Raw genomic sequence first — 25,525 nt, forward strand, 5'->3', positions numbered from 1 at the left:
AATTGCGTCGACGCAATTTCGCCCGCCGCCGGTCGTCAGTAGTGCGGCGGCCGTTCGTCGCCCAGAACCACGCCGCCCGAGCCTTCGGCCTCGCGTTCCGCCTCGCGCCGCATCAGCCGCTCGACCCGGGCGGTCAGGCGGTCGATCTCACGGTCCTGCCGGGCGACGGTGGCTGAGAGGTCCTCGACCGTGTGCATCAGCTCGGCAAGGCGTTCCTCGATCACGGTTGTCCGGTCTGCCTTGTCGGTCATGGGTGCCTCCGCTTGCCTTGCCCCTGCGTGGCCCTTTGGGTAGAGGAAGCGCGACGGATTTCCAAGGTGGATTGCCCCCATGGCCAAAGACAAGAAAGCCCCGCGCCCCAAGGCCCAGACGCCGAAGGGCTTCCGCGACTATTTTGGCGCCGAGGTCACCGAGCGCGCCGAGATGCTGGCGACCATCGCCGGGGTCTACCGCCATTACGGCTTTGACGCGCTGGAAAGCTCGGGGGTCGAGACGGTCGAGGCGCTGGGGAAGTTCCTGCCCGACGTCGACCGCCCGAACGAGGGCGTCTTTGCCTGGCAGGACGAGGACGACACCTGGATGGCCCTGCGCTACGACCTGACGGCGCCCCCGGCCCGCGTCTACGCGCAGCATCGTAACGACCTGCCGCTGCCCTACCGGCGCTACGCCATGGGGCCGGTCTGGCGCAATGAGAAGCCCGGGCCGGGGCGCTACCGCCAATTCTACCAGTGCGACGCCGATACGGTGGGCGCGGCGACGGTGGCGGCGGATGCCGAGATCTGCGCCATGCTGGCCGATACGCTGGAGAAGGTGGGTATCCCGCGCGGCGACTACCTGATCCGGGTCAACAACCGGAAAGTTCTGAACGGCGTGCTCGAGGCCATGGGCGTCAGCGACGCGGCGCAGGCGGCGGACGTGCTGCGCACCATCGACAAGTTCGACAAGGTCGGCGAGGCCGGGGTGCGCGAGCTGCTGGGCAAGGGTCGGCTGGACGCCTCGGGCGCCTATATCGACGGGGTCGGGCTGAGCGAGGAACAGGCCGAGCCGGTGATCACCTTCTTGACCTCGAAGGGCGCCGACAATGCCGCGACGCTGGAGAACCTGCGCGGCGCCGTCGGCGAAAGCGCGGTGGGCGCCGAGGGTGTGACCGAGTTGCAGCAGATCGCCGACCTGCTCGCCGCGCAGGGCTACGGCCCCGACCGTATCGTCATCGACCCCTCGGTCGTGCGCGGCCTCGGCTATTACACAGGGCCGGTCTTCGAGGCCGAGCTGACCTTCGAGATCCTCGACGAGAAGGGCCGCAAGCGGCAGTTCGGCTCGGTCGCGGGCGGCGGGCGTTATGACGACCTCGTCAAGCGCTTCACCGGGCAGGCGGTGCCCGCGACCGGCGTGTCCATCGGCGTCGACCGCCTGCTGGCTGCGCTGCGCGAGAAGGGCCGCCTGACCTCGACCGAGCAGGGGCCCGTCGTGGTCACCGTGATGGACCGCGACCGCATGGCCGATTATCAGGCCATGGTCGCCGACCTGCGCCAGGCGGGCATCCGGGCCGAGGTCTACCTCGGCAACCCGAAGAACTTCGGCAACCAGCTGAAATACGCGGACAAGCGGCAAAGCCCCGTGGCGGTGATCGAGGGCGGCGACGAGAAGGACCGCGGCGTGGTGCAGATCAAGGACCTGATCCTCGGCGCGAAGATGGCCGAGAATGCCACGCTGGAAGAGTGGAAGGACCGGCCCAGCCAATACGAGGTGCCGCGCGCCGATCTGGTGGCGAAGGTCCGCGAGATCCTGGACCTGTATTCATGACGCTGGCCGCTGAAAAAGCCCGGGCGCTGGCCCTGCGGCAGCGCTTCGAGGCGGCGGGCGCGCAGCCGGTGGACTGCGCGATCCTGCAACCGGCGGGCACGCTGCTTGACCTCTACGGCGAGGACATCCGCACCCGTGCCTATGTCACGACGGACCCGGTGCAGGGCGAGGTCATGCTGCGGCCCGACTTCACCGTGCCGGTGGTCGAGGCGCATATGCGCGACGGCGCCGAACCGGCGCGCTACACCTACGCGGGCGAGGTCTTTCGGCGGCAGGAAGATCACCCCGAGCGCGCCTCGGAATACCACCAGGTCGGCTTCGAGGTCTTCGACCGCGCCGACCCGGCGGCGGCGGATGCCGAGGTCTTTGCCCGCTTCGCCGAGATCTTGGCTCCTTACGCGCTGCGGCCTGTCACTGGCGATATCGGCATCCTGACGGCGGCGGTGGCGGGGCTGCGGACCACGGACAACCGGCGCGCGGCGCTGATGCGCCACATCTGGCGGCCCCGGCGGTTCCGGGCGCTGCTCGACCGGTTCTCGGGGCGTGCGCCGGTGCCCGCCTCGCGGGCCGCGCTGCTGGCGGAAGACGATCCCATGGCCCGGGCGGAGCCGCTGATCGGCCTGCGCGACGGCGCCGAGATCGCCGACCGCATCGCGGCGCTGCGCGAGGATGCGGCCCAGCCGCCCCTGTCCCGCGAAGAGGTTGCGCTGCTCGAAGGGCTTCTGAAGGTCTCGGAAACCTGTCCGCACGCGCTGGAGCATCTGCGCGACATCGCCGTGGACCTGCCCGCCATCGCCGAGGCGGTGGACCGGTTCGCGGACCGGATCGCGGCGCTGTCGGCGCGCGGGGTGGCAGTGGACAGGCTGCATTTCGAGGCCAGCTACGGGCGGTCGTCGATGGAGTATTACGACGGGTTCGTCTTCGGCTTCGTGGCCCCCGGGCAACCCGGCTGGCCGGTGGTGGCGGGCGGCGGGCGCTACGACGCCCTGACCCGGCAACTGGGGCAGGGCCGCGCGATCCCCGCCGTCGGCGGGGTGATCCGCGCAAGCCTGCTTCTGGAACTGGAGGGCGGCGCATGACCGTCAAGCTGGGGGTGCCGTCCAAGGGGCGGCTGATGGAGAAGACCTTCGACTGGTTCGGGGCGCGCGGCATCGGGCTGGCGCGCACCGGATCGGACCGCGAGTATTCCGGCGCCGTCGAGGGCATCGAGGGCGTCGAACTGGTCCTGCTGTCGGCGGGGGAGATCCCGCGGGAACTGGCCTCTGGCCGCATCCACCTTGGCGTCACCGGCACCGACCTGGTGCAGGAGAAGCTGGTGCAATGGGACCAGAAGGTCGAGCCGCTTGCGGAGCTGGGCTTTGGCCATGCCGACCTGATCGTGGCGGTGCCGCAGTGCTGGGTGGACGTCGACACGCTGGACGATCTGGACGCGGCGGCGGCGGCTTTCCGGGCGCGGCACGGGTTCCGGATGCGGGTGGCGACGAAATACCACCGGCTGGTGCGGGCCTACCTGCATCAGGGCGGCGTGGCGGATTACCAGCTGGTGGACAGCCAGGGCGCGACGGAAGGCACGGTGAAGAACCTCACCGCCGAGGCCATTGCCGACATCACCTCGACCGGCGAGACGCTGCGGGCGAACCATCTGAAAATCCTCTGCGAGGAGCCGGTCCTGCGCTCTCAGGCGACGCTGTTCCGGTCACGGGTGGCAGCGCTGGAGCAGGGGCAGCGCGACACGCTGCGCAGCCTCGTGGAGCGGCTGGGTCTCTGACGGGGGAATTCCTTCGAAGGAATTCGAAAATCCTGTCGACAGGATTTGGTCCCGCCCGGCCTCGGACGGGACCGCGGGGTTCAGCCGATCTTGTCCTGCGTCTTGGTGTCGAAATCGCCCGCGTCATGGCGTTCGTGCAGTTGCTGCGCCGGGTCGCCGGAGGTCTTGTTGACGATCCGTCCGCGCTGCACGGCGGGGCGTGCGAGGATCTCGTCGGCCCAACGGATCACGTTCTTGTAGATGCCGACGTCAAGGAATTCTCCGGCGTCGTAGCTTTCGCCATGCACCGTGCGCCCGTACCACGGCCAGATCGCGATATCGGCGATGGTGTAGTCGTCGCCGGTCATGAAGCGATTGTCCGCAAGATGCCTGTCCAGCACGTCGAGCTGGCGTTTGACCTCCATCGCGAAGCGGTCGATGGGGTATTCCATCTTGTAGGGCGCATAGGCGTAGAAATGCCCGAAGCCGCCGCCCAGATAGGGCGCGCTGCCCATCTGCCAGAACAGCCAGGACAGCATCTCGGGCCGCTTTGCCGGGTCGCCGAGGAAGGCGCCGAACTTCTCTGCCAGGTGCATCAGGATGGCGCCGGATTCGAAGACTCGCACCGGGGTCGCGCCAGAGCGGTCCATCAGCGCCGGGATCTTGGAGTTCGGATTGACCTCGACGAAGCCAGAGCCGAACTGGTCGCCCTCGCCGATGCGGATGAGCCACGCGTCGTATTCGGCGGCATGGCCCGCAGCCAGCAGTTCCTCGAGCAGGATCGTGACCTTCTGGCCGTTGGGCGTGGCAAGGCTGTAGAGCTGGAAGGGATGGTTTCCGACCGGCAGCACCTTGTCATGGGTGGCGCCCGCGACGGGGCGGTTGAGAGAGGCCCACTCGCCGCCGTTGGCTTTCTCCCAGGTCCAGACGCGGGGCGGAGTATATGCTTGGGTCATGTGGCTGTCCTTTGCGAGGGTTTGGCCGCAAGGTATAGGCTTTGAGCGCGAAAACCAGAGGGGGCGGGATGACGGATGCGGACGAGCGGCCCGTGGCGGTGGTGCTGGGGGCGGCGGTGTGGCCGGGGGCGTGGCCTCGCCGACGCTGCGGCGCCGCGCCGAAGAGGCGGCGCGGCTGTGGCTGGAGGGCCGGGTGCGGCTGGTCGTGGGCTGCGGCGGCACCGGGCGCCATGGTCCGTCGGAGGCCGAGGTCATCCGGGCGATCTGCCTCGAACTGGGGGTGCCCGGCGCGGCGGTTCTGGTCGAGGCGCGCTCGACCACGACAGAGCAGAACCTGCTCTACGCGCGTACCGCTTCTGACGGCGGCGGGCGCGGGCCGGATCGTCATCGTCACGGATCGCTATCACCTGCCGCGGGCGCGGCTGGTGGCGCGGCGGATGGGGTTGGATGCAACGGGCGCCTGGCCGCGCGTGCCCGGCCCGGTGACGGCGCGCCGCGCCTGGCTTTGGCTGCGCGAGGGCGGCGCCTACCTGGGCTATGCCGTGCAGGGCCGGGGTCGCGGCTGAGCGATGCGAAATCCGCGACGGATTTCGGGCCGTTTTCCGCGACGGAAAACGGCGGCCCTCAGCGGGCGACGCTGACCTGGACAGAGGTTCCGACGCCGCCCGAGCCGAAGATCTGCACCAGGACCATGGCGCCGCCGCTCATCAGGATCTGTGCCGCGCCGGGCTCGATGGAGCCGGCATTCACCATGCTTTCCATGGCCGCGCGGTTGTCGGCGGAGCCGAAGAGCGGGTCCCATTCGTCCCCGGCCTGCGCGATGCCGAAGCGGTGGTAATTCGCCCTGTCCTGCCGCAGGACCTGCGCGGGCGCGGTCAGCCGCTCGCCGTTGGAATTGAAAAGATCGCGGTCGCCGATATAGGCGGCATAGCTGGCGACGACATCCTGGGCGCTGGCGGGCAGGGCGGCAAGGGCGGGGACAGCAAGGAAAAGGGCAGCAAGAATACGGGTCATGACGACCTCCGAACGATATGAGTCCACAGCAATCTAGTGCGTGTGGCGGCACTTGCCCATAGGTCGCTGTTCGCGGAGCCTGGTCAGAGGACGCCGATTTCGGCCAGCGCCCCGGCCAGTTCCGGCGGCAGGCTGTCTTCGGCCTGGCGGCCTTCGGGCAGATCGCGCGGCGCATCCTCGGGGGACAGGTAGCGCCAGCCCTGAAAGGGGCGCTTCTGCGTGCTGGCGGTGCGGACCAGCTGTGGGTCCAGCACCAGCGCGCAGCGCTCGGTGCCATCGCCGCCGGTGACCCGTTCCATCGCCAGCACGCGCTGGCGGCACTGGATCAGCCCCTTGATCACCCAGTAGATGGATCCGCCGGCCAGCAGCTCGGCCTCGCGCCGGGGCCACATCCGGGTGACGTGGCGCGGCGGCCCGTCGGCGCCCCGCGCCGGGGCCGAGGCCTGCCATGCCGCCAGCGTCTCGACCGAGTCCGTTCCGACGGACAGCTTGATGAGATGGGTGACTGTGGCCAATGGGATTCTCCGCTGCGGGCCCTGCATAGTGTAGGCAGGGCGGCGCGGCTTTCAAGATGCGGGCGTCCCGGCGCGGGCAGGTGGGGGCAGAGGCCAGCCGACGCCGGGGATTGCGCCCGGGCCGGACGCCCGGTGGGCGCGCCGCGCGCTCCGGTCCGGCGCCAGCGTGGCGTCTTTCCCCCGGTCCCGGGCGCCGCATGCCGCGATCCCCTGCCGGTCTCAACCACCGCATGCCGCGACCGTCCGCCGGTCCCGAAGAGCCCCCCGCGCAGCGCCCGGACCTTTTGCCACAGCATGGCTGCGGCGGGCGCGGGTGCGATATATCTGGTGGCCTGCCCAACGGACCTTTCAACCTGTTGCGTTTTGGGCTTAGTCTGGGTGTCCTTCCAAATACACGAGAATCAGCCATGACCCGCTTTGCCGCCCCCATTGCAGAACAGATCTGGGACATGAAATACCGTCTCAAGGACGCGGACGGCACGCCCATCGACCTGTCGGTCGAGGATACCTGGCGCCGGATCGCCCGGGCGCTGGCGGCGGTCGAAACCGACCCGGCGGCCTGGGAGACGCGCTTTTACGGCGCGCTCGAGGACTTCCGCTACCTGCCCGCCGGGCGCATCACCGCAGGTGCGGGCACCGACCGCGCGGTCACCCTGTTCAACTGCTTCGTCATGGGCACCATCCCCGACAGCATGGCCGGCATCTTCGACATGCTGAAAGAGGCCGCGCTGACCATGCAGCAGGGCGGCGGCATCGGCTACGATTTCTCGACCATCCGGCCCAAGGGCGCCATCGTGCACGGGGTGGCCGCCGATGCATCCGGCCCGCTGTCCTTCATGGACGTCTGGGACGCCATGTGCCGCACCATCATGTCCGCAGGCTCGCGGCGCGGCGCGATGATGGCCACCATGCGCTGCGACCACCCGGATATCGAGGCCTTCATCGGCGCCAAGGCCGACAGCGCCCGCCTGCGCATGTTCAACTTGTCGGTTCTGGTCACCGATGCCTTCATGGAGGCGGTCAAGGCCGACGGGTCGTGGGATCTGCAATTCGACGGCAAGGTCTACCACACGCTTCAGGCGCGCGACCTGTGGAACCGCATCATGAAGGCGACCTACGATTACGCCGAGCCGGGCGTGATCTTCATCGACCGCATCAACCAGGCCAACAACCTGAACTACGTCGAGACCATCGCCGCCACCAACCCCTGCGGCGAGCAGCCCCTGCCGCCCTACGGGGCCTGCCTTCTGGGGTCGATCAACATGGCGCGGTTGGTGCGCGAGCCCTTCACCGAGGCCGCCGGTCTGGACGAGGACGCCATGGCCGAGCTGGTAAGCTGCGCCGTGCGGATGATGGACAACGTGGTCGATGCCTCGCGCTTCCCGCTGCCGCAACAGGCCGAAGAGGCGATGAACAAGCGCCGTATCGGGCTGGGCGTGACGGGTCTGGCGGATGCGCTGCTGATGTGCGGGCTGCGCTACGGCTCTGAAGAGGCCGCCGCCCAGACCGAGGCCTGGCTGAAGGCGATTGCGCGCGCGTCCTACCTGGCATCGGTGGAGCTTGCGAAGGAGAAGGGGGCTTTCCCGCTCTTCGATGCCGAGAAATACCTCGCCTCGGGCAATATGATGCAGATGGACGAGGACGTGCGCGACGCGGTCCGCAAGCACGGTATCCGCAACGCGCTGGTCACCTCGATCGCGCCGACGGGGACGATCTCGCTTTATGCCGGCAACGTGTCCTCGGGGATCGAGCCGGTCTTTGCCTATGCCTATACCCGCAAGGTCCTGCAGAAGGACGGCTCGCGGACCGAGGAAGAGGTGGTCGACTACGCGGTGCAGATGTACCGCGCGGTGCATGGCGAGGATGCGCCGCTGCCCGACTACTTCGTGAACGCCCAGACGCTGGCCCCGCTGGAGCATGTGCGCATGCAGGCAGCGGCGCAGAAGTGGGTGGACAGCTCGATCTCCAAGACCATCAACTGCCCCGAGGACATCGACTTCCAGTCCTTCAAGGACGTCTACATGGAGGCCTATGAAACGGGCTGCAAAGGCTGCACCACCTACCGCCCGAACGACGTGACCGGGTCGGTGTTGAGCGTGGCGGAAGAGAAGAAGGAGGCCCCCGAGGTGGTGGCCACCAGCGACGCCGAGCCGCAGACCCCGCATGGCGACGTGATCTACATGTCCGAGCCCCTCGACCGTACCGGAACACCTCGAGGGCAATACCTACAAGCTTAAATGGCCCGATAGCGAGCATGCCATCTACCTGACGATCAACGATATTATCGTCGCTGGCCGCCGCCGCCCCTTCGAGGTCTTCATCAATTCGAAGAACATGGAGCATTTCGCCTGGACGGTGGCCCTGACCCGGATGATCTCCGCCGTCTTCCGCCGCGGCGGCGATGTCAGCTTCGTGGTCGAGGAACTGAAGGCCGTCTTCGACCCGCGCGGCGGCGCCTGGGTGAAGGGCAAATACATCCCCTCGATCCTCGCCGCCATCGGGGGCGTGATCGAACGCCACATGGTCGAGACCGGTTTCCTGGAGGGCGAGGGCATGGGGCTCAAGACAGACCCCACGGCCCAGGTCGTCGGCCTCGACGCCCCGCGCGGCAAAGCCTGCCCCTCCTGCGGCGAGTTCTCGATGATGATGGTCGAGGGCTGCATGACCTGCGCCTCGTGCGGCCACTCGAAATGCCAGTAGGCGGTGGGTTGGGGCAGAAGTTGTAGGACCCACTAAATCTTGACCATTTCCGGGGTAATTTGTCCATTCCGGCACAGGATTAATGACCACCGGCTGCACCGCAGCCGGTGGTTTCTTTTTATATCAATGAGTTGCGCGTCTGGCGGATTTACGGCTTTTGGTGCGCCGTAGCAGTGCTCCGCCCTGGTGGGCGCCGTTGACGGCCAGCCGCGCTTTCGGCATCCCTCAGGGCCAATCCGGCCGGGTTCTTTCCAACATCCCCCTCCAGCAGAACCTCTGCCCGAGGGCATGGCGCCATGCGCCAGAAAGGACCTCCATGACGAAGATCAAGTTCATTGATGCCCGCTTCGCCGATCCCGACGAGGACGAGTTCGCCCTCAAGCGCCGCTTCGAGTGGCACCTGCGCAAGCTCCGTGCGCTCCGAGACGGGGTGTCTCCGAAGGTGCCGGGAGACTTTGAAGATGAGTTGCGCTGGAACGAGGACCTGATCGCGGTGCATCTCTCGGAGAAGGATCGGACCAGGGTCTTGCGCCGCGCGCGTAGGGTGATGCGGGCGCGTGCCAAGGTTTCCGGGCTCAGCCATCTTAACTCGGATGACCGGCGCGCGCTCGAGGCGTTCCGGGGCGGGGCTGATCTGGTCGGCATCGCGAGTGAACACCGCGCCGATGAGATCGCCGCAGCCATTCATGCCGAGATGCCTTGGATGGCGGCGGCCACTGACTTCCTCTGGAAAGCGATGCGCCGCTCGGTGCGGGTGGGGAGCCCGGATTCCGGCTGCCGCCCGTGCTGCTCGATGGCCCGCCGGGGATCGGCAAGAGCGTGTGGTCGCGCGAGCTCGGGCGCCACCTCGGGGTGCCACGCTGTGGCATCGAGGGAACTGCGGAGCAGGCCTCCTTCGTCGTCAACGGCTCGCAACGCGGCTGGGGCTCGGCCTTTCCGGGCCGGCCCCTGCAAACCATCGTGCAGAGCCTCTGCGCGAACCCCATCGTGGTGATCGACGAGATCGAGAAGGCCGGAACGCCGACCTCGACGAAGGGGCAAACCTACGGCTTAGCCGAAGGGCTGCTGCCGCTGCTGGAACGCTCGTCAGCCGTGGCTTGGAAGTGCCCCTATTACCAGGTCGGCTTCGACATGTCCTGGATCAGCTGGGTCCTGACTTCGAACAGCCTGGGGACGCTTCCGGCCCCATTCCTGAGCCGCCTGGAAATCCTGCACCTCGTCGGCCCCGGCAAGGGAGACCTCATCTCCTTCGCTGAGCGTGAGGGCGCACGACGGGGGCTATCTGATGCTGCCCTAGGCGCGATCTGCGAGGTGATCGATCAGATTGCTGAGGCGCATGAGCTCAATCTGCGCCATGTGTCCAGGATGCTGACGAGGGCGGAGGTCATGGCAAGCAGCCTGCAACTCCATTGAGGCGTGCAAGCACGGTCTACAGACAGAGTAGCCATAACAAGTTTTGAAGCGACCAGTGGCAGCAAGCGCGAGTTATCTTAGTTGCCAAAGTGACCGAAGTCTGACAAGCCAATTTCCGGCCCGAGAAGCGGCGTGCGGGGCTCATCCCTTGGGGCAAGCCCACTACACCTGTTGGGCGGCACGTGGTGCGCTCGTCGGCATCGTGGGAACTCAGATGTTCTCTTAACGTTTGTCAGCTACGTTGCAGGCGAGCTTGACTAACTGCTCTGAAGCGTTCACAGTCTGTGACTGTATCGAGATCAGTCTGTAATCCTAACCTCTCAAGTCTCTTATCAGTAAGGGTCGGCGCCTTGAGTGCTCCATTTCGGGAGTAAGTTGCTAGCTGGCGACAGCCATTTTTCCGGGCATTAGGCTTCGAGCTGACCTCTTGGAAAGACAGGGTCACACAGGTGACCAACGCGCTAGGGATGAAGTAACAGACAAAGGTTAATGGGCGCGGAATATCCGCGCCCTTAACTTTTTCAAGGCGCTCGAACTACATCATTCGAATATACATTTGCATGATCGGCGCTAACCGAGATTTCGCCTGCCTCAGCGCATTCAAAAACCGCGCTTTTCAGGAGCCTTCCTCCTTCCAGCTGCACGTCATGTTGGAAACCGTCGGTTAAAGGTGTGCCGAGTAAAGGCAGGCTAGGACATTCCGAAGATCTAACCCCAGGATTTCAAAAATTGATTCCCGCTCACTGATATGTGCAACAGGCCCACATCAAGCGCCAAACTCCAGAACGCTGTTACCTGACCTTTCTGCACAACATTCTACCCATCAAACACAAAGGATTGCGCGCGTGGCGAAATTATAGGTTGACAAGGTGTGTTTGCGCCTGCCCACTCACTCCCATCCAGTGAAGCATTGTTTGACAGTTTCTGTCGTATACTAGGAGTATGTCTATTATGGTTGTCAGAACGGTAACTACCGGTCACCTCGGCGGAAGCAGCGGAAGCGATACGCTGACAGGAATCGCACAGAACGGATTTGGCCAGATCCATGTTTATGCACAAGCCGGTGACGATACGATTCATCTGGATTTTTCAAATATTACAGGCTTCTCCCACGGGCATCACGCTCGTGGCGATGGAGGTAACGGTGCAGACGATACATCGACTGACCGTGGTAGTGACATTTTCAATTTCAGGAACATTCATAAAGTAGATGATATTGTTGTAGGGCGCATTGAGGATTTTGACTCCAGTAGAGATACGTTGTCTATAAACGGAAGCCCTATATCACTCAGTCAACTCCAGAGCGGCTCTGGTATGACCGGGGGATACAGCTGGCGAGTTGTGGAATACGATGCAGACAGTCGCGACTCTGAGGGAGATATGCAGCAATGGCTGTTGATCGACACTAATCAAGGATATATCTTCTACGCCCTTGAGGGAGCGCGAGTCATAAGTGACGACGGCGTCTCGAATTTATATGAGCAAGAGTCTCACTTTGTGGGCGCCCGAGGCGGGCACCAGGTTACGGCAGCAGAACTGGAAGGTCTGGCAACGGTCGGTTACGTTGATCCGCAGAACTATGTGCCAGCCGGTTACACGGCTCAGGGCGGGATTACCATTAATGACGACGACAACATATATGCCGATACTCTTGCTCAAATCACTGGAACTGGTAGTGGTGATCTGATCGCAGCAGGTCTTAACAATGACAACGTGCAGGCTGGTGGTGGAAACGATCTCGTTTGGGGTGGTAGTGGAAACGACACCATCAATGGCGATGATGGAAATGACACCATATGGGGAGGCACCGGAAATGACGATGTTGTCGGAGGTGCGGGGCATGACTGGCTGTATGGCGAAAACGGAAACGATGTCCTCAATGGCTGGGGCGGGAATGACCTTCTATATGGAGGGGATGGGAATGACCGCCTTTACGGGCAGCAAGGAAACGATACGCTTAATGGAGGCGTAGGGCATGATAGGTTGTTTGGTTCGACCGGAAACGATTCCCTTCTCGGCGGAGACGGGGATGACGTCATAAATGGAGGTCAGGGGTCGGATGTGGTCGTCGGCGGTATGGGTGCAGACACTTTCGAGTTCAAGTCCGATGATTTGGTGGATTGGGATGAACTCTCTGGATCAGCGGCGGACAAGAACAGTCAACTCGACCTGATCGCAGACTTTACAATTGGATTAGATGTTATCCACTTCAATGGTTACGCCAGTGTAAATTCGATGGCCGATTTGAAAGCGTGGAAGACGACGATTGACGGAAACGTCCACTTTACGGTCCAAGTGAGGGCGACGAATGAACGTGTTCTGGTAGACGTAGATGAATCAACCACCTGGTCCCAGTTCTTCGACTCCGACAATTTCCTAATCGGATAGGATACTCCAACAGGCTGCTAATAAGCCTTCTATGAGGAGCGGCTCCCTCTGCACGGATGCGGAGTGGAGCTGGATTTCGGGAAGGAAGTTCTTGCGCATCCTTCCACTTTCAGTCCGCCAGCAATCTGGCCAAGTTGCCGAAACTGCTGGCGGCCTCGTCGCCCCTCTGCTGAAAGCTCTTCATCGCCGCCCAAGCTTTGACCGGCGTGCCCGCTGCCGAGGAGTGATCGTGCGACAGTAGCGGTGGCTCCTCGCAATGCACCAAAGTGGCGGCTACGATTTTTCCCGACATATCCGTGGTCAGCAGTCGATCACGGTTCTTCCTGAACGCGGCAAGCACGCAGATGGCTTTGTCGTCGATGTGAGCTGCCGGTACAGCGGGTGAAAGTATATCTACTCCATGAGTCGCCGCTCGGATCCAGTCGAGTACAGGTTCTGCAGCAGGCTTGCCCTGAACAGCCTTCAGGTGCGACGGATGGTCGGCGCTCACCGGCGACGAGATCAGTTGCCAGTCGATCCCTTCCAAGAGCATCGCGAGCTGCGCTGACGCCTGCCGCGCGACCCCAGCGCCGGTGTTCGCCAGGAAAAGCGCCCGCGCGCGAGGGCCTTGTAGTAGAGGCAGAAGTCTTGGCCATCCCAGTGGAGCAGCTTCATCGGCCCCCCTAAACAACACCGGTACGCGAAGAGCGCTCCACTGGTGCGCTTCGGGCGCAGAACATCCTGGGCCAGAGCCGAGAGGCCGAAAATTTCCTTTCGCATGTCAATCGCGCCCCACGCCGCACTGCTACAGCTAAGGTTCCAGCGAAAACGAGCCATGCTTCGGGGAACGCGAAAGTCCGTTTGTGTAAGTTTAGCGCTTGATCTCAATCTGGGTTGAGGTTGTATGCGTGTGATTTGTTTCAAGTTGGAGTGCGCTTTATGCAGGTATTTATCTTGGGCGGCACAGGTACAATCGGCACTGCTGTCGTCGGGGAACTGGTGAGCCGAAACCATCAAGTATTTGCTTTAAGCCGCTCGGAGCGGTCTGACGAACTGCTCCTGTCCGCTGGCGCAACGCCTGTCAGAGGGGATCTTTCAGAGCCGGATGGTTGGGTAAATGCGGCGGTGTCATCCGGTGCGATCATTCAGGCTGCTGCGACCTTTGGTGAAGACATGGGAGATGTGGACGCCAAGGCAATGAAAGCGGTCATGCAGGCGGCGGAAACTCGCAGAGATACCACCCGCCTAGTCTACACTGGGGGCTGCTGGCTCTACGGTGAAACTGGCGACGAGATCGCAACAGAAGACCGAGCCGTTTAGTCCTCTGCCCGCGTTTACGTGGATGATCGCGCATGCCCAGATGCTCCTTGACGCGCCTCAGCTACGCACGGCGGTTGTTCATCCAGCGATGGTATACGACATGCTTGACGGCGGAGCGTTTTGCAACTTCTTGTCCGCTGCGAAGAATGGTCGAAGAACTGAAATCTGGGGGAGCAAGTCTACACGCTGGCCCTTAATCGAAAGCTCCGATTTGGCCCGGGTCTATTGCGACCTCGTGGAGCGGTCTGATCTTGTGGGCTTTTATAACGCGGTTGCTGAGGAGGGGGTCACAGTTGGCAGGATCGCTTCCGTCATCTCCGAAGCCTACGGGTCTCCAATAGAGCCTATGATCCGGACAGTGGAAGAGATTGTGAATGAGAACGGTGCGTGGGCGAAAGGCCCGACACTGGATCAGCAAATGTCGTCGCGGAAATTACAGTCTGCTCTTAGCTGGCAACCGCGTTTCACCGACTTCGCAGAACCGATTTCCCGGTGGATAGCAGGTCCTCGGGCATGTCCTTTGTAAAAAACGCGAAGTTTAAGGATTTCAGTCTATGTTCGACTAAGGATACCGCGAGGCGTTATTTTAGGCTCCGGATCCATTGATTTGGTTGGACGCTCGTGCGTCACCGCTCTAAACGAGCGATGAGCAGATGGCGCATCTTGATCCTTATTTTCCGAAGTCGCACGGCAAGCCCCGGTTCGATGACCGGCGAGTCCTGAGCGGCATTGTTTTCATCGATCGCAATGGCTTGCGGTGGCGCGACGCCCCAAGGGAGTATGGCCCCCACAAGGCACTCTACAACCGATAGAAACGTTGGAGCGATAGAGGCGTCTTCGCCCGGATCATGGTGGGCCTGGCCGCTGAGCACGGGGGGGGCGACTGTGATGATCGATGCCACCCATCTGAAGGTCCATCGCACCTGCTAGATCAAGGGCATCCTTTGGATCAGACTAGGGCCGATATCGCAGCCCATATGCCAAAGCTGATTAGCACCGCGCCGGACAAGCGCGAGACCCAGATCGTGAAGCCTTCTGGGAGGCGGTGACGCGCCAGCGCGACGCCGCCGCTCAGCAGGATCCACCACAGCATTGATCCCGCAAAGACCCCCGACACCACTGGCCATGCGCCTGTAAACCCTGAGGTTGAGGCAAGCCCCAACCCGGCAAAGAGGGCGGCGAAGGACAGAATTGTCATCGGGTTGGTGATTGTCAGCAGAAAGGTTGCCGCAGTCGTGCCCAGCAGATCGCGCGTCGATATCTTCGCCGCGGCGCGGGGTGGTTCCGGTGTCAGGCTTTTCCAGCCCAACCACAACATGAACGCGCCTCCGATCAGCCGCAGAGGCGTGTCAATCTGCGCCAGCACCCCTGAGAATGCCGCCAAGCCCCACGGCAGCCAGCGTCGCGTAAACGCCATCGGCCAGCGCCGCGCCCAGGCCACCCGCCGCCCCGGCAATGAAACCGCGCTCCAGCGTACGGTTGATGCAAAGCGCTCCGATGGGACCAAGCGGCGCGGCGATGGCCAGCCCGAGCAGAACGGACTTCAGAAACAGGGCGGTATCCATGTTACACTTCCTTTGGCGTGAACGAGCCGGGCAGAGGAGAGGACAGGGTGATCACGGTTTCGCTGCGCCCGAGGAAACGATGCTCCTTTAGCTCGGCCAGGAAACCCTCGATCTCGGATGGGGCTATTACGCGGAGCTTGACCAGGTAGGCCCATGCCCCGGTGACATGGTGGCATTCCAGGATCAGCGGGTGGGTTTTCGAATACTCCCGAAAAGCCGTTTCATCCGCATCCTCCCTCAGCGCGATCCAGACAAACACCAGCGTCTGCATGCCCATCGCCGTCGGATCGACATCGAGGGTAAACCTGCGAATGGCGCCGGAGGCGGTCAGTCGCCGGATCTGCTCGTTTACGGTGGAGGGGGCCAGCCCGACACTGCTGCCGATATCCGCCAGAGATCTTTTTGCATCCAAGGTCAGAAGGCCGATGATTCTCAGGTCAATATTATCCATAGGCGCATAATATGCGGCGATATGGCAATGTAAACGTAAGATCGTTGGCCTGCTCTCGTTTTCCGATGCAGGCAGGTGGCAGGCGCCCCGCCCCGCCCCGCCTTGCTCCAGGAGCTATCTGGATCACTCGGCACCACCCGGCGGCTGGACGCTGCCCCATAGCCGCCTTGGCGATGGCGCCACAGCGCCCGCTGACCCGGAGCATGCCAAGGCTTCCCGAGCGAGGTTGGTCAGGCCGTAGCGCTGCGCATAATCACAGACCGCAGCCTCAAGTTTCGCGATCCGCTCTTCGGTATTGGATGAAGTGGTTGTCTTGTTCATCAATTGGCCTCAATTTTTGCATCTTTTTGGCTAGTGTGTAGCGCTTAACATCAGGTTAATGGATGGGAGTCAGGTCTGGTATTCGTGAGGAGGTTTCATGGTTGTTGCGAAGTGGGGGGTTGTCGCAACCTGCGCGGAGCCGAGGAGGCTCGTCGAAGCTTTCATTGCCCATCATCTTTCGATCGGTGCGTCTGAAGTCGTCCTGTTCTTCGATGACCCCGCCGATGGGCTTGCCGTAACTTTCTCGCAGGTGCCGGGGGTTACATGTATCAATTGCGATGCTGCATATTGGACGAAACGGAGGCCACGGAAAGGGCGCCCCTCCGGCCACCGTCAGCGGCAATCCCACAACGCAGAGTACGCCGTGCGGAATCTGTGCGAAACCGAGTGGATCGCACACATCGACGTCGATGAGTTTTTGCTGCCCCGATCTGCCGGGTCGATTGCCGAAATGCTTGGCCGGGTGCCGGAAACGCTCGACGCCGTGCGCGTCCTTCCAGCGGAGCGGATGTTCTCTGGCGAGTGCTCTCACGGAAAGATGGACCTGACCGGGCTGTTCAAGCTCAAGCCGGAACGGGGGGCGGGATGGGGAGCGAAATTGTACGGCGCTGAATTGGGCGAGCTTTTCCCGAACGGCTTTCAGGGGCACGAGGTCGGCAAGAGCTTCAAGCGCCGGAGCAACAGGGATGCGCGTTTCAACATCCACTTCGTGCGCAAGGATGGCCAGAACATCCCGGAACACAAGGTGGACCAGAGCGAAGCGGTCTTGCTGCACCTGTTTCCCGTTTCACTTGAAGATTGGATCGGAAAATATGAGCGCAGGGTAGACGATCCGGAGTATTTCAACACCATGCCTGAGCATGCTCAGAGAAGATACTCGATCTACCGGGAAGCTCGCGACAACGGGGCTACCGGGGGAGTGCCAGGGCTTTTCGAGACGCTGAGTGTTCTGCCAGTAGACAGCCCTGCGCGTGCCAGTCGCCCCGATCTGTTCCTCAAGACCGATTTGGCTATACCTAGCAAGGTAGAACGATTGGTGCGACCCTACCTTTCCAATGCGAAGTTCGAGCACATGTCGGCGCCGTCCCCCTCTCCGATTCCGGATAGTCAACGGGTTTTTCAGATCGGCATGAACCGGGGCGGGAGCAAGGAAATCAGCGCCATGTTCGGTCGCAGAGGCATGAGCTACGCTCACTGGGATCGCGGGCGGATTGCGCGGAATCTCCAATCAGCATTGGCCGAAGGACGTAAACCCTTTTTGGGGTACGAGAACTACCAACTTCTCAGCGACATCTCATACGGGAGCAATGGGTCGGACATTTACGATGGCTTCTATGACTTCGAATACATCGCTCAGTATTATCGCGACTCTGTGTTCCTGTTGAATCATAGGCCCGTTGACGAGTGGCTTTCGAGCAGGAAGAAGTTCCGTGCCGGCAAGTACATCGCCGAGCACATGGCGGCGGTCGGCATTGTATCGGAAGAGGGTATGCTCTCCAAATGGGCAGAAGATTGGTATCTCCACGCGGAAAGGGTCAGGGCGAGCGCAGCTAGGGGTGACATCCGCCTCCTTGAGTATTCACTCAACACCGAGAAGCCGCATTCATTCTTCGCTCGGCTGGACAAGATGCTTGAAGATTGAGGGCCGCTGGTCAACCGTGTCGATTGAGATAAGGAAGTTCGGAAAAGCGGTTAACCTAGCGTGGCCTGCCGACGCCAGCTCTGACGTCGCGCTTCGGCCAGAAGCGGTCGTTTTGGCAGTATAGGCTTTTCCCTTCAAGACATCTACATACCGAGTGTTGCCCATCCAAATCCCGATTTCCCAAAACCGTTTCCGTTGTAAAACATTACATAGCCTTCCCCAAGCGGAAGGATCGAAGGATAGGCCTGCATGAACCCGTCCCAGCCATCTGAGGCTGGGGGGTTGTCGAATTTTAGTAATCGTGGAGTGCCGGTGGGCGCGCCAGATTGATTCAGATCTATATCCATGATTCGGTAGGCTGCATTTGTATCTGTGCGGAAATTGAGACGGGACCGGTGTGAGAACCAAAGTCTGTCCGGTCCGCCCATAGAGATTACCCAAGGTCGGGCCAGCCCCACGGCTTCATCGAAAATCCCATCCTCCAGACCGATAGTCACTGTTGTTGGAGTCCAGTGACGGCCATCGGGCGAGACGGCGCGACGCAAACCGTAAACCGCGTCATGAACGCCATTTGAGCGCTCCTCCCAACCGGTACACGTCATAAACCAGGCTACACTGGAACCGTCAGGCTGGGGCGTGACGTGCATCAAAGATGTAAAGTAGGGATCAAGCTGATTGATTGACAGGATGGGCCCATCCGAAACTCGTTCAAAACTAGTCCCCCCATCAAGGCTTTCAGCTAGCCCCACACAGATGCCGTAAGGTACATCGGCTCGCAGGTGCATCCCGATATAGTACAAGAGTACTTTATCGCCTTCACGGACTACGTGGCTCACCCCTTGAGCAGTGCTGTCAAATCGTACCGGGGGACCAAGTTCCAGCAGTGGCGTGTCATGCACATTCAGAATGCGCATATCATCCAACGGATCAACATCGACGAAGATCATTTGAGCACGGTTTTGTATGTCGCGCGCACTGAAATATATACGCCAGTGACGCGGCCCAAGGATCAGAGGGGATGGCGTTTGCGCATGGCTGGCCCACCACTTGTGCGCTGCGGGCGCACCCGACACCACTAATCCACGGCGGGTCCATAGTTCTCGCCCTCTCATAAAATCTTGTACAGCCGTGAGCTGTCAAAGGGTCTGATAGAGGGCAAATCTGCAGAAATAACGGACCCCTCAGGCAGGCTTCGCGACAACGTCAGTCCATTAAGGACTGCGCAGCGCGGCCCCAAAGTTAGACCATGGGCGACGCCTACCTGTCCAGCCAAATGGCATTCGTTTCCAATCACTGCTGAGCCTCCGATCCCTACCTGGGATGCGATGAACACATGATCCCCCACCTGCGCGTGATGGCCGATATGGTTGCCGCTCCAGATAATTACATTATTGCCGATACTGGAAAAGGGCTGGATGATATTTCTCTCCAGGATAAGGCAATTATCTCCGATTTTATCCGTATATATGTGGCAATCTGGGTGTATGAAGCTGGCAAATGAATACCCGCGGGATTTACCTTCAAGATATCTGTCTCGCCGGATGGTATTCATGCGCTGATAGGTGAGGGGCCCTAGAAGCTTTACCTGATCTGGCGGAAACAAATTTTCGAGATCATTCCAAGAAACCAGCGGGAGACCATCGAAAGTATCTTCCTTCCTATACTCGTGATCAATCGTGTATCCAACAATGTTGAGGTGCGAATGAGCACGGATATACACCGCCGCCACTTGCGCCATGTTTCCGGTTCCGAAGATGACAATATCTTGCTGATTCATTCCGCCTCCTTTTTTGTGAAACTTTTCGCGCTTGTGAGATTATTCTGCCCAATGCCCTATCACTTGGGAGATTCTCTCCAGCGGAATCTCATAATCAGACTGATCAAGATATGTTTGACCCTTGCGTGAAAGTGGGCCGGTGAGAACCAAGAAGTCGATGTTAAGTTGTGCCATCAACTCAGCATAGAGTGCCATGAAGGGCAGCGCAGGATGGCTGAGCATGACCACTTCAGTGCCTGGGCGCGCAAAAAACAACCCGTGTGAAGCTGATCCGTTCTGAACCACAATGCGCTTAGCCGCCCGAATTAGTCGGATCTGGTCAGGAAATTTCAACGTTTCAGGATAAAACTTTACGCAACCTAGATCGGAAATATAAGACTCAATAGCCAAATGGTTATCAATCTTACGGTGCCGGTCTGTGGGTCTTGCCCAAAACAGCTTTTCACATTTCGAAGGTTTTTCCGTGTTGTGTGTCATGTCAAATAGTGCGCCTACTTTCGCGACCATCTGCGCAATGGCGTCCATCGCAGATACAAAGTAGCTTGGATCTATTTTCTGGTCCTCTTTTAGAAGGTGCGGCGCAAAGGGAAAATTTGTGACTATGTAAAGGCTGTCGATTGCGATACGCTGACCTCGCGGAACCTCTATAATCTCGAACCGCCCTTCTCCGATACACTCCAGAGATTGAAGGTGTTGCGGTGGAATGCCTTCATCAATCAGAATGGGAACACCCTGAAACTCAGGCAGGTTCATTCCTGCGATGAACTGCAACATCTGTTCTATCATCCAATGGCCAAATGAAACCGAATTGATGCCGAGCAGGGACCAGGCTTTAGGTAGGTGTCGCAAACGTAATGAATTTTGGTCCTCCAGATAGGTGGCCACGCGCCCATGGTGCGTGAAGATCACCGGATCAAAGGCAAGTTCGGTCGGCACGCCTTCCAGCTCGTCGCGTTGAACATCCATGACTAATTCACCGTTGCGCACGAATGCTCCCGTGCGGCTATGCACGACTGCACTGTCGATGCGCCCCGCGACTACTCGGCGAGATCGTACCGCTTAGGGAAGGAGAGCTTCCCGGACCCACAATGCGTGTCGCGCGACACTTGAAATGCCGCCCACCGGGTTCGACCAGCGCCAACACCTCCCCCTCGCTTTCAAGAACGTCGCACAGCCCGCGGATCGGTAGGGGCCGAGTGCTGACCGCGCAATCGAGACCCATAAGCTGGGCGTAGGCTGCAAAAGCTTCAGACTCGGGCATATGATTGGTACAGGCCAGCTTGACCTTCATTGCATTCATCAGCGATATGGATTTGCCTTCGCGCGCCGGTGCCGAAAGTTCGCGCACCTGTGACAGCAATTCAATCGGAATACGACTTTCAAAATGCGTACTATCCATCGATCAACGCCCGCCAGCCTGTTCTGCGACGAATGCAACTTCGGTCTCACATGTCGCCGCCACCACATCCACGATCTGTGCGATTTTATCTTCGCTTAGGTCGTGTGCCATAGGAAGACCGATCAGTCGGTCGCCGAGATCGGTGGTCACGGCCATTGCGTCTCGCGGACAGTCTAAAAAATGTGCCATGTTGTGCAGGCCGCTCTCGTACCAGCGCCGCCAGCCAAACTGGCTCACCTGGAGCTCAACGCACAACTCCGCAGCAACAATGCTGTCGCGTGCCAAGATCAACGCATAGGCTGAACTGATTTCGGGTGATGCAAAAAATTGGCCGGATGAGTTTGCCCCCGATGAGGCGAAGGCCTGGCGATAAGTGTGGGATACTTCAAAGTATTCCTGTCGCCGCTCCTCCAGCATATCAAGCATTGCAAGGCCGACAGCCGCGCTGTATTCACTCATTTTTCCGTTAAATCCAGCTGAACGGCATTCGCGGGAATTTAGAAATCCAAAATTTGTCGCCTGCACGATGCTTTCGCGTCCGATCTGATCAGACCACAAAACTGCGCCACCTTCACCTGTTGAGAATGTTTTGGTCGCATGAAAGCTGAGGCAAACTGGGATAGTGGCTGAGATACAGCCCGGTGCAGCGACCACCTGCTCGAACGCAGCAGCCGCATCGACGACAACGGCAACGCCGGTCTTTTTGTAGAGCGTCTCAAGCGCGACCATATCTGGCATCCGGCCATAGGGCGCAACGACGATGATCACACCTGCATTGATGATCTTGGGATGTCGCGCGATCATGTCCGGGTCGAGCGACCATGTCTCAGGGTCGACATCCAGAAAATATGGGGTATATCCGCACCTCTCTGCCGCTAATGCCGTTGCCGCAAACGTGTATGATGGCAGAAAAGCGTAGGGTTTGTCCGGGGTCGCCGTACCCGCAGTGGCCAGAATGGACGCTTCGAGTGCCGCGGAACCGGAAGCTGTCGCCACAACTACATTGTGATCTGCGCCAAAAAGCATGGACAACCGTTCTTCCAGAGAAGCCTGGAGTGTCCCACGGTTTGTATACCATCGCGCCTGGTTGAGGGTCTTGAGGTACTCAAAAATCGCTGCCGCCTCCGGCAACAGGGGGTTACATACTTTATGAAATTGGGCGTTCATCCGAACTCTCAAAAATAATGTGGCGAAGACACTTCTCTGCTTTCTTCAACTCTTTCCGCAATACTGCAAGGCGCCAATCATGCATTAATCCATTTTCAACCACAGGTTGATAAGGCGCATTCTATCCTGAAAAGTATATGATACTTGCTCTGCTCCCGGCGTTGTTGCTCAAATCGGCTGAGGGATTCACTACATGAATCCAGCATGATAACTGGTAGCCATGAGCAGTTGGGTCCCCACGAAGTGCAAGGCCACGAACTGGTTGGCTAACAATGAGGCGCTACGGCAATGCGGATCGCTGACGATCTGGTTTGATCCTGACATGGAATGGATCCCTCCGCCGACCGGGAGATGCGGTCGCCAACAGAGCTTCAGCGATGCTGCGATCCAGGCTTGCCTGACGATGAAGGTGCTCTTTGGCATGCCGTGGCGGCAGACGACCGGCTATGTGCAGAGCCTGGCTCAACTGGTCGGGCTGGACTGGAAGGTGCCGGACTGCCGCAGGTTCTGTCGCCGCCAAAGATCGCTGAACGTGAGTATCCCCTACCGCGGCGGCGCGGGTCCGCTGCACCTGCTGATCGACAGTACAGACATCAAGTGTAAATGCTGGATCAAAATTTCCCAGAAGTGCCGGCGCAAATTTCCCCACCTAACGGGTTCGGGGATCAGCCGTGCAGGTGATTGGCACCTCCATTCTTCGGTGGCCACCCGCGCCGTTTCTGGAGCGGTGGCGGGGTGATGGTGGCGTGCTATCGGGTGTGCTCTGGCATCAGATCGGCGCGACCGCGCAGGCGGTAGCTTGCGCCTTCGATCCGCACTACGACCGCGTGTCGCAACAGCCGATCCAGCAGCGCGGTGGCGACGACGGGATCGGCGAAGACCTCGCCCCATGCGGCGAAGCCGCGGTTGGGGGGCAGGATCATCGCCCCTTTCTCATAGCGGGCGTTGACGAGCTGGAAGAACAGGTTCGCGCCGCCGCTGGTAAACGGCAGATAGCCGATTGCGTCGACGATCAGCAGCGAGGACCGGGCGTAGCAGCGGATCTTTTCCGGCAGCCGACCTTCGCGTTCGGCCTGCGCCAGGGCATCGATGAGCTCGGCCAAGGTGCAGCGGTAGACGCTGCGGCCCGCCTTCACTGCGGATACGCCGTGGGCCGTGGTAAGGTGGCTCTTGCCGGTGCCGGGCGCGCCGAGGAAGTGACGTACCTCGGCGCGGTTGATGAACTCCAGCTGCGGCAGGGCCATGATACGATGGCGGTCCAGCGAGGGTTGGAACGAGAAATAGTAGCTTTCCAGCGTCTTGATGGGCATGAGCCGGGCCGTGCGCAGTCCAACACCGACGCGCCGCCCTTCGCGCAGGGTCAGTTCCTCGGCCAGAAGGGCGTCGATCGCCTCGATCGAGGTCATCTCACCCTTTTCCAGCTGGCTCAGGATCTGGTTGAGCGTTTCCAGGACCCGGGCCTCGTGCAGGCTGACAAGGCTCTAGCGACTGCGTTCCGTGACCGGGATCATGGGCGTCCCTCTGGCTGATTGGCCAACCTCTGGCCGACGGCCTCGTAGGAGGCCAGAGACCGGCGCAGCACTGCGGTGTCCGATGGAGATGGGACCTCGATGCCGGCACGGCGCGCTGCAGGCACGGGCTTGCGATGGCTGGGATCGACCCGCTTCTGGTCTTGCCCTCCAGAACCGGATGGCTGGCAATCAATTTCCCATCCTCGAAGATTCTGCACCTCGGTCGCATGGTTCTGGACCTCGACGTTCCGGCGCCTGGCCGTGTCTGGCGCGCTGTATTGGTTGCCGCCAACGGCGACCATGCCCTCTTGGCTGATCCGGCGCTCCACGGCCAGGACCGTATCGTAGGGTCGGCCGGAAGGGCCACTAGGTGCGGTCGTTCCTCGGCAAAGTACTCGTCCACGACCCTCTGCGTGGTGGCGTGGACGGGGGTATTGGCAATGGTCGTCCTCCATCCGTCGAACTGAGCGCTCAGGTCGTCGAGATTGCGGAAGCTGCGCCCCTCGAAGAAGTCCTGGCGCACGTAGCGGAAGGGTCGCTCGACCTTGCCCTTGCCCTTGCCCTTGGTCTTGGCCCGATTGGGCTGGCAGGCGCGCGGCGCTGATCCGTAATGCCCCAGCACAGCCGCGAGCAACGCGTTGTAGGTCGCCACCCCGGCGGCATCCTTGCCAATGACCGCCGTCATCATGCGAACATAAAGCACCTCGGAGCAGGCCCCACCCACCACACCGAAGGCCGCCCTGTGGCAGCGCATCACCGTTTCCAGCGTCTGGTTCGGACAGAACTGCCCCCGGAGCCAGCGGCTGTGCCCCTGTACCATGCTGAACAGCCAAACCTTGCGGGTGATACAGAGCTCCGCGGTGAAGGCGAATTGGAATTCGGAAAAATCCACCTGCGCTTGCTGCCCGGCAGGTGTCTCAAACTGCCTTTCGACCGCCGGGCGGATCAGCCGCAGATGTTCCGTTAGCGTCTAATGGGCCCCCTTGAAGCCCATCGCCTTGTTCTATCGGTGCAGCCGCCGGACAGAGAGGCCCGGCCAAGCGGTCAGCCTGTCGACCAGGTAGGTGCGATAGTCCTTGGCCAGCCGCTCTTCCGGCTCGCGCGGCCCGTAGACTGGCACCTCGAGCACGCGCTCGAGGTGCTTCCGCGCCGTCTTGCGATCCAGCCCGGTCTGCCGCGCGATCGTGCTGACCTGCCATTACAATTCCAAGATCATCACGATCTCCCTCAGTGCCACCATCTGCGCGCCCTTCCATCTGCAACAGCGCCAAACTGGGGAAACTTCATCCAGCGCTTTTAGGGAGATTACGTGCAGCACTCACATCAAGCCCGAAGGCGAGTGGAGCGCCGGAGGTCCGGGCCGTCGAGGTCACGGGAAGCAATGTAGGTGATCGGCCCGTCTTGCCTGAATTGCTCGACTAAATCCCGTCCGACGAAGAGATCGGTTCCGTGAGGGCAGATGGCGCATACAATACCTGCTAGTGCCACGAGGCAATCGCTGCCCGTTGTCCCGCTGCGATCATCCCGCCCCGCAAGAACGCCAAGCCGTGGAAGCCGACGAGCCATCACCCGCAATGAGGCTCTGCGCACTTCCAAAAATTTGGGTCGCGTCATCTGGCGACGATGGTCTGGCTGCCACGGCCAGAGCCGGGCTGAGAGTAAGATGGACTTCATCAAGCTGCTCAGTCAATCCCTCATGGCCCGAGAATTCGACTGCCAGGTCGCCAAGTTGCAGGTTCGTATCACCGTCCTGAACGGCTACACCGCGTACGGCATACCCGTCACCGTGGCCGAAGGGTAGGTCCGTCCGGGGAAAGGGGAGCCGCGCTCAAATCCCGATTAGTGCAACAGCGCCAG

Annotated in this window: 21 protein-coding genes and 7 pseudogenes; 13 read left to right on the forward strand and 15 right to left on the reverse strand. The window is 61.0% G+C overall.

The window, feature by feature from the left end; genetic code table 11:
* Window positions 1-35: 35 nt before the first annotated feature.
* Window positions 36-251: a SlyX family protein gene (locus ABFB10_RS13360; protein ID WP_347166884.1), complete on the reverse strand. Its 216-nt coding sequence runs from the start codon at window positions 249-251 to the stop codon at window positions 36-38.
* Window positions 252-330: 79 nt separating this feature from the next.
* Between ABFB10_RS13360 and hisS the strand changes: the two genes are divergently transcribed.
* From hisS to hisG, 3 genes are read left to right on the forward strand one after another with little or no spacing between them, the layout of a single operon-like run.
* Window positions 331-1,803 (forward strand): histidine--tRNA ligase, encoded by a 1,473-nt coding sequence (gene hisS / locus ABFB10_RS13365; protein WP_347166885.1) that lies wholly within the window; start codon window positions 331-333, stop codon window positions 1,801-1,803.
* Window positions 1,800-2,882 (forward strand): ATP phosphoribosyltransferase regulatory subunit, encoded by a 1,083-nt coding sequence (locus tag ABFB10_RS13370; RefSeq protein WP_347166886.1) that lies wholly within the window; start codon window positions 1,800-1,802, stop codon window positions 2,880-2,882. Before hisS ends, ABFB10_RS13370 begins: the two co-directional genes overlap by 4 nt.
* Complete coding sequence (hisG, locus tag ABFB10_RS13375; RefSeq protein WP_347166887.1) at window positions 2,879-3,571, forward strand: ATP phosphoribosyltransferase; 693 nt, start codon at window positions 2,879-2,881, stop codon at window positions 3,569-3,571. The genes ABFB10_RS13370 and hisG overlap by 4 nt, the downstream gene beginning before the upstream one ends.
* An 80-nt stretch (window positions 3,572-3,651) precedes the next feature.
* Here the strand turns inward: hisG and yghU are convergent, their stop codons facing one another.
* Window positions 3,652-4,506 carry a glutathione-dependent disulfide-bond oxidoreductase gene (yghU, locus tag ABFB10_RS13380; RefSeq protein WP_347166888.1) on the reverse strand — a complete coding sequence of 285 codons (855 nt, stop codon included), beginning with the start codon at window positions 4,504-4,506 and terminating at the stop codon, window positions 3,652-3,654.
* Between yghU and ABFB10_RS13385 the strand changes: the two are divergent.
* Both ABFB10_RS13385 and ABFB10_RS24150 read left to right on the forward strand, forming a co-directional pair.
* Window positions 4,505-4,798: pseudogene (locus tag ABFB10_RS13385) on the forward strand (ElyC/SanA/YdcF family protein); the annotation flags it as partial. The gene yghU and the pseudogene ABFB10_RS13385 overlap by 2 nt on opposite strands.
* 145 nt (window positions 4,799-4,943) lie before the next feature.
* Complete coding sequence (locus ABFB10_RS24150; RefSeq protein ID WP_430523051.1) at window positions 4,944-5,072, forward strand: hypothetical protein; 129 nt, start codon at window positions 4,944-4,946, stop codon at window positions 5,070-5,072.
* 58 nt (window positions 5,073-5,130) lie between these two features.
* Here ABFB10_RS24150 and ABFB10_RS13395 read toward each other — a convergent pair whose 3' ends face one another.
* Window positions 5,131-5,520, reverse strand: coding sequence for a hypothetical protein (locus ABFB10_RS13395; protein WP_347166890.1), 390 nt, complete (start codon window positions 5,518-5,520; stop codon window positions 5,131-5,133).
* A gap of 83 nt (window positions 5,521-5,603) precedes the next feature.
* On the reverse strand, window positions 5,604-6,035 hold the full coding sequence (locus ABFB10_RS13400; protein WP_347166891.1) for a DUF1489 family protein: 432 nt from the start codon (window positions 6,033-6,035) through the stop codon (window positions 5,604-5,606).
* A gap of 407 nt (window positions 6,036-6,442) precedes the next feature.
* Between ABFB10_RS13400 and ABFB10_RS13405 the strand changes: the two are divergent.
* From ABFB10_RS13405 to ABFB10_RS13415, 3 genes and pseudogenes are all read left to right on the forward strand, one after another.
* Window positions 6,443-8,735 (forward strand): annotated as a pseudogene (locus ABFB10_RS13405) (adenosylcobalamin-dependent ribonucleoside-diphosphate reductase).
* A gap of 783 nt (window positions 8,736-9,518) precedes the next feature.
* Window positions 9,519-10,148, forward strand: a complete 630-nt coding sequence (locus tag ABFB10_RS13410; protein ID WP_347166892.1) for an AAA family ATPase — start codon at window positions 9,519-9,521, stop codon at window positions 10,146-10,148.
* 951 nt (window positions 10,149-11,099) lie between these two features.
* Window positions 11,100-12,536 carry a calcium-binding protein gene (locus ABFB10_RS13415; protein WP_347166893.1) on the forward strand — a complete coding sequence of 479 codons (1,437 nt, stop codon included), beginning with the start codon at window positions 11,100-11,102 and terminating at the stop codon, window positions 12,534-12,536.
* 133 nt (window positions 12,537-12,669) lie between these two features.
* Here the strand turns inward: ABFB10_RS13415 and ABFB10_RS13420 are convergent.
* Together ABFB10_RS13420 and tnpB are read right to left on the reverse strand one after the other, a co-directional pair.
* A pseudogene (locus ABFB10_RS13420) lies at window positions 12,670-13,036 on the reverse strand (transposase); the annotation flags it as partial.
* 1 nt (window position 13,037) lies between these two features.
* On the reverse strand, window positions 13,038-13,529 hold the full coding sequence (tnpB, locus tag ABFB10_RS13425; protein ID WP_347166895.1) for an IS66 family insertion sequence element accessory protein TnpB: 492 nt from the start codon (window positions 13,527-13,529) through the stop codon (window positions 13,038-13,040).
* Here tnpB and ABFB10_RS13430 point away from each other — a divergent pair.
* Both ABFB10_RS13430 and ABFB10_RS13435 read left to right on the forward strand, forming a co-directional pair.
* Entirely contained in the window at window positions 13,455-13,835 is a 381-nt protein-coding gene (locus tag ABFB10_RS13430; protein WP_347166896.1) for an NAD(P)H-binding protein, read from the forward strand. The genes tnpB and ABFB10_RS13430 overlap by 75 nt on opposite strands.
* A gap of 653 nt (window positions 13,836-14,488) precedes the next feature.
* Window positions 14,489-14,759, forward strand: a pseudogene (locus ABFB10_RS13435) (transposase); the annotation flags it as partial.
* 25 nt (window positions 14,760-14,784) lie between these two features.
* Here the strand turns inward: ABFB10_RS13435 and ABFB10_RS13440 are convergent.
* Genes ABFB10_RS13440 through ABFB10_RS13450 form a run of 3 tightly spaced genes read right to left on the reverse strand, consistent with a single transcriptional unit; the run spans window position 14,785 to window position 15,851 of the window.
* A complete protein-coding gene (locus ABFB10_RS13440; protein WP_347166897.1) occupies window positions 14,785-15,201 on the reverse strand; it encodes a LysE family translocator in 417 nt (138 codons plus the stop codon).
* Window positions 15,185-15,400: a LysE family transporter gene (locus tag ABFB10_RS13445; RefSeq protein ID WP_347166898.1), complete on the reverse strand. Its 216-nt coding sequence runs from the start codon at window positions 15,398-15,400 to the stop codon at window positions 15,185-15,187. Before ABFB10_RS13445 ends, ABFB10_RS13440 begins: the two co-directional genes overlap by 17 nt.
* 1 nt (window position 15,401) lies before the next feature.
* Complete coding sequence (locus tag ABFB10_RS13450; RefSeq protein ID WP_347166899.1) at window positions 15,402-15,851, reverse strand: Lrp/AsnC family transcriptional regulator; 450 nt, start codon at window positions 15,849-15,851, stop codon at window positions 15,402-15,404.
* Between the two features lie 418 nt (window positions 15,852-16,269).
* Between ABFB10_RS13450 and ABFB10_RS13455 the strand changes: the two genes are divergently transcribed.
* Window positions 16,270-17,814: a glycosyltransferase family 2 protein gene (locus ABFB10_RS13455; protein WP_347166900.1), complete on the forward strand. Its 1,545-nt coding sequence runs from the start codon at window positions 16,270-16,272 to the stop codon at window positions 17,812-17,814.
* 143 nt (window positions 17,815-17,957) lie between these two features.
* On the opposite strand, the gene ABFB10_RS13460 is transcribed toward ABFB10_RS13455, so the two are convergent.
* The 4 genes from ABFB10_RS13460 to ABFB10_RS13475 all read right to left on the reverse strand — a co-directional run bounded on the left by ABFB10_RS13460 (window position 17,958) and on the right by ABFB10_RS13475 (window position 22,157).
* Window positions 17,958-18,761 carry a hypothetical protein gene (locus ABFB10_RS13460; protein WP_347166901.1) on the reverse strand — a complete coding sequence of 268 codons (804 nt, stop codon included), beginning with the start codon at window positions 18,759-18,761 and terminating at the stop codon, window positions 17,958-17,960.
* Window positions 18,762-18,922: 161 nt separating this feature from the next.
* Entirely contained in the window at window positions 18,923-19,591 is a 669-nt protein-coding gene (locus ABFB10_RS13465; protein ID WP_347166902.1) for an acetyltransferase, read from the reverse strand.
* Window positions 19,592-19,630: 39 nt separating this feature from the next.
* Window positions 19,631-20,578, reverse strand: coding sequence for a glycosyltransferase family 61 protein (locus ABFB10_RS13470; protein WP_347166903.1), 948 nt, complete (start codon window positions 20,576-20,578; stop codon window positions 19,631-19,633).
* A gap of 415 nt (window positions 20,579-20,993) precedes the next feature.
* Window positions 20,994-22,157: a DegT/DnrJ/EryC1/StrS family aminotransferase gene (locus ABFB10_RS13475; RefSeq protein WP_347166904.1), complete on the reverse strand. Its 1,164-nt coding sequence runs from the start codon at window positions 22,155-22,157 to the stop codon at window positions 20,994-20,996.
* Between the two features lie 220 nt (window positions 22,158-22,377).
* Here ABFB10_RS13475 and ABFB10_RS13480 point away from each other — a divergent pair.
* A pseudogene (locus ABFB10_RS13480) lies at window positions 22,378-22,761 on the forward strand (transposase); the annotation flags it as partial.
* A gap of 145 nt (window positions 22,762-22,906) precedes the next feature.
* On the opposite strand, the gene istB reads toward ABFB10_RS13480, so the two are convergent.
* A complete protein-coding gene (gene istB, locus ABFB10_RS13485) occupies window positions 22,907-23,626 on the reverse strand; it encodes an IS21-like element helper ATPase IstB (RefSeq protein ID WP_347168014.1) in 720 nt (239 codons plus the stop codon).
* A gap of 38 nt (window positions 23,627-23,664) precedes the next feature.
* Window positions 23,665-24,851, reverse strand: a pseudogene (istA, locus tag ABFB10_RS13490) (IS21 family transposase).
* A 167-nt stretch (window positions 24,852-25,018) separates the two neighbouring features.
* Between istA and ABFB10_RS13495 the strand changes: the two are divergent.
* Window positions 25,019-25,469: pseudogene (locus tag ABFB10_RS13495) on the forward strand (transposase); the annotation flags it as partial.
* Window positions 25,470-25,525 lie beyond the last annotated feature (56 nt).

Source organism: Ponticoccus litoralis (assembly GCF_039769985.1).
GTDB lineage: Bacteria > Pseudomonadota > Alphaproteobacteria > Rhodobacterales > Rhodobacteraceae > Ponticoccus > Ponticoccus litoralis.

Coding starts and splice junctions, on each gene's coding strand:
- ABFB10_RS13360 (WP_347166884.1), bottom strand. CDS start 251: ATGACCGACAAGGCAGACCGGACAACCGTGATCGAGGAACGCCTTGCC.
- hisS (WP_347166885.1), top strand. CDS start 331: ATGGCCAAAGACAAGAAAGCCCCGCGCCCCAAGGCCCAGACGCCGAAG.
- ABFB10_RS13370 (WP_347166886.1), top strand. CDS start 1,800: ATGACGCTGGCCGCTGAAAAAGCCCGGGCGCTGGCCCTGCGGCAGCGC.
- hisG (WP_347166887.1), top strand. CDS start 2,879: ATGACCGTCAAGCTGGGGGTGCCGTCCAAGGGGCGGCTGATGGAGAAG.
- yghU (WP_347166888.1), bottom strand. CDS start 4,506: ATGACCCAAGCATATACTCCGCCCCGCGTCTGGACCTGGGAGAAAGCC.
- ABFB10_RS24150 (WP_430523051.1), top strand. CDS start 4,944: ATGGGGTTGGATGCAACGGGCGCCTGGCCGCGCGTGCCCGGCCCGGTG.
- ABFB10_RS13395 (WP_347166890.1), bottom strand. CDS start 5,520: ATGACCCGTATTCTTGCTGCCCTTTTCCTTGCTGTCCCCGCCCTTGCC.
- ABFB10_RS13415 (WP_347166893.1), top strand. CDS start 11,100: ATGGTTGTCAGAACGGTAACTACCGGTCACCTCGGCGGAAGCAGCGGA.
- ABFB10_RS13430 (WP_347166896.1), top strand. CDS start 13,455: ATGCAGGTATTTATCTTGGGCGGCACAGGTACAATCGGCACTGCTGTC.
- tnpB (WP_347166895.1), bottom strand. CDS start 13,529: ATGGTTTCGGCTCACCAGTTCCCCGACGACAGCAGTGCCGATTGTACC.
- ABFB10_RS13445 (WP_347166898.1), bottom strand. CDS start 15,400: ATGGATACCGCCCTGTTTCTGAAGTCCGTTCTGCTCGGGCTGGCCATC.
- ABFB10_RS13450 (WP_347166899.1), bottom strand. CDS start 15,851: ATGGATAATATTGACCTGAGAATCATCGGCCTTCTGACCTTGGATGCA.
- ABFB10_RS13455 (WP_347166900.1), top strand. CDS start 16,270: ATGGTTGTTGCGAAGTGGGGGGTTGTCGCAACCTGCGCGGAGCCGAGG.
- ABFB10_RS13460 (WP_347166901.1), bottom strand. CDS start 18,761: ATGATCTTCGTCGATGTTGATCCGTTGGATGATATGCGCATTCTGAAT.
- ABFB10_RS13465 (WP_347166902.1), bottom strand. CDS start 19,591: ATGAATCAGCAAGATATTGTCATCTTCGGAACCGGAAACATGGCGCAA.
- ABFB10_RS13475 (WP_347166904.1), bottom strand. CDS start 22,157: ATGAACGCCCAATTTCATAAAGTATGTAACCCCCTGTTGCCGGAGGCG.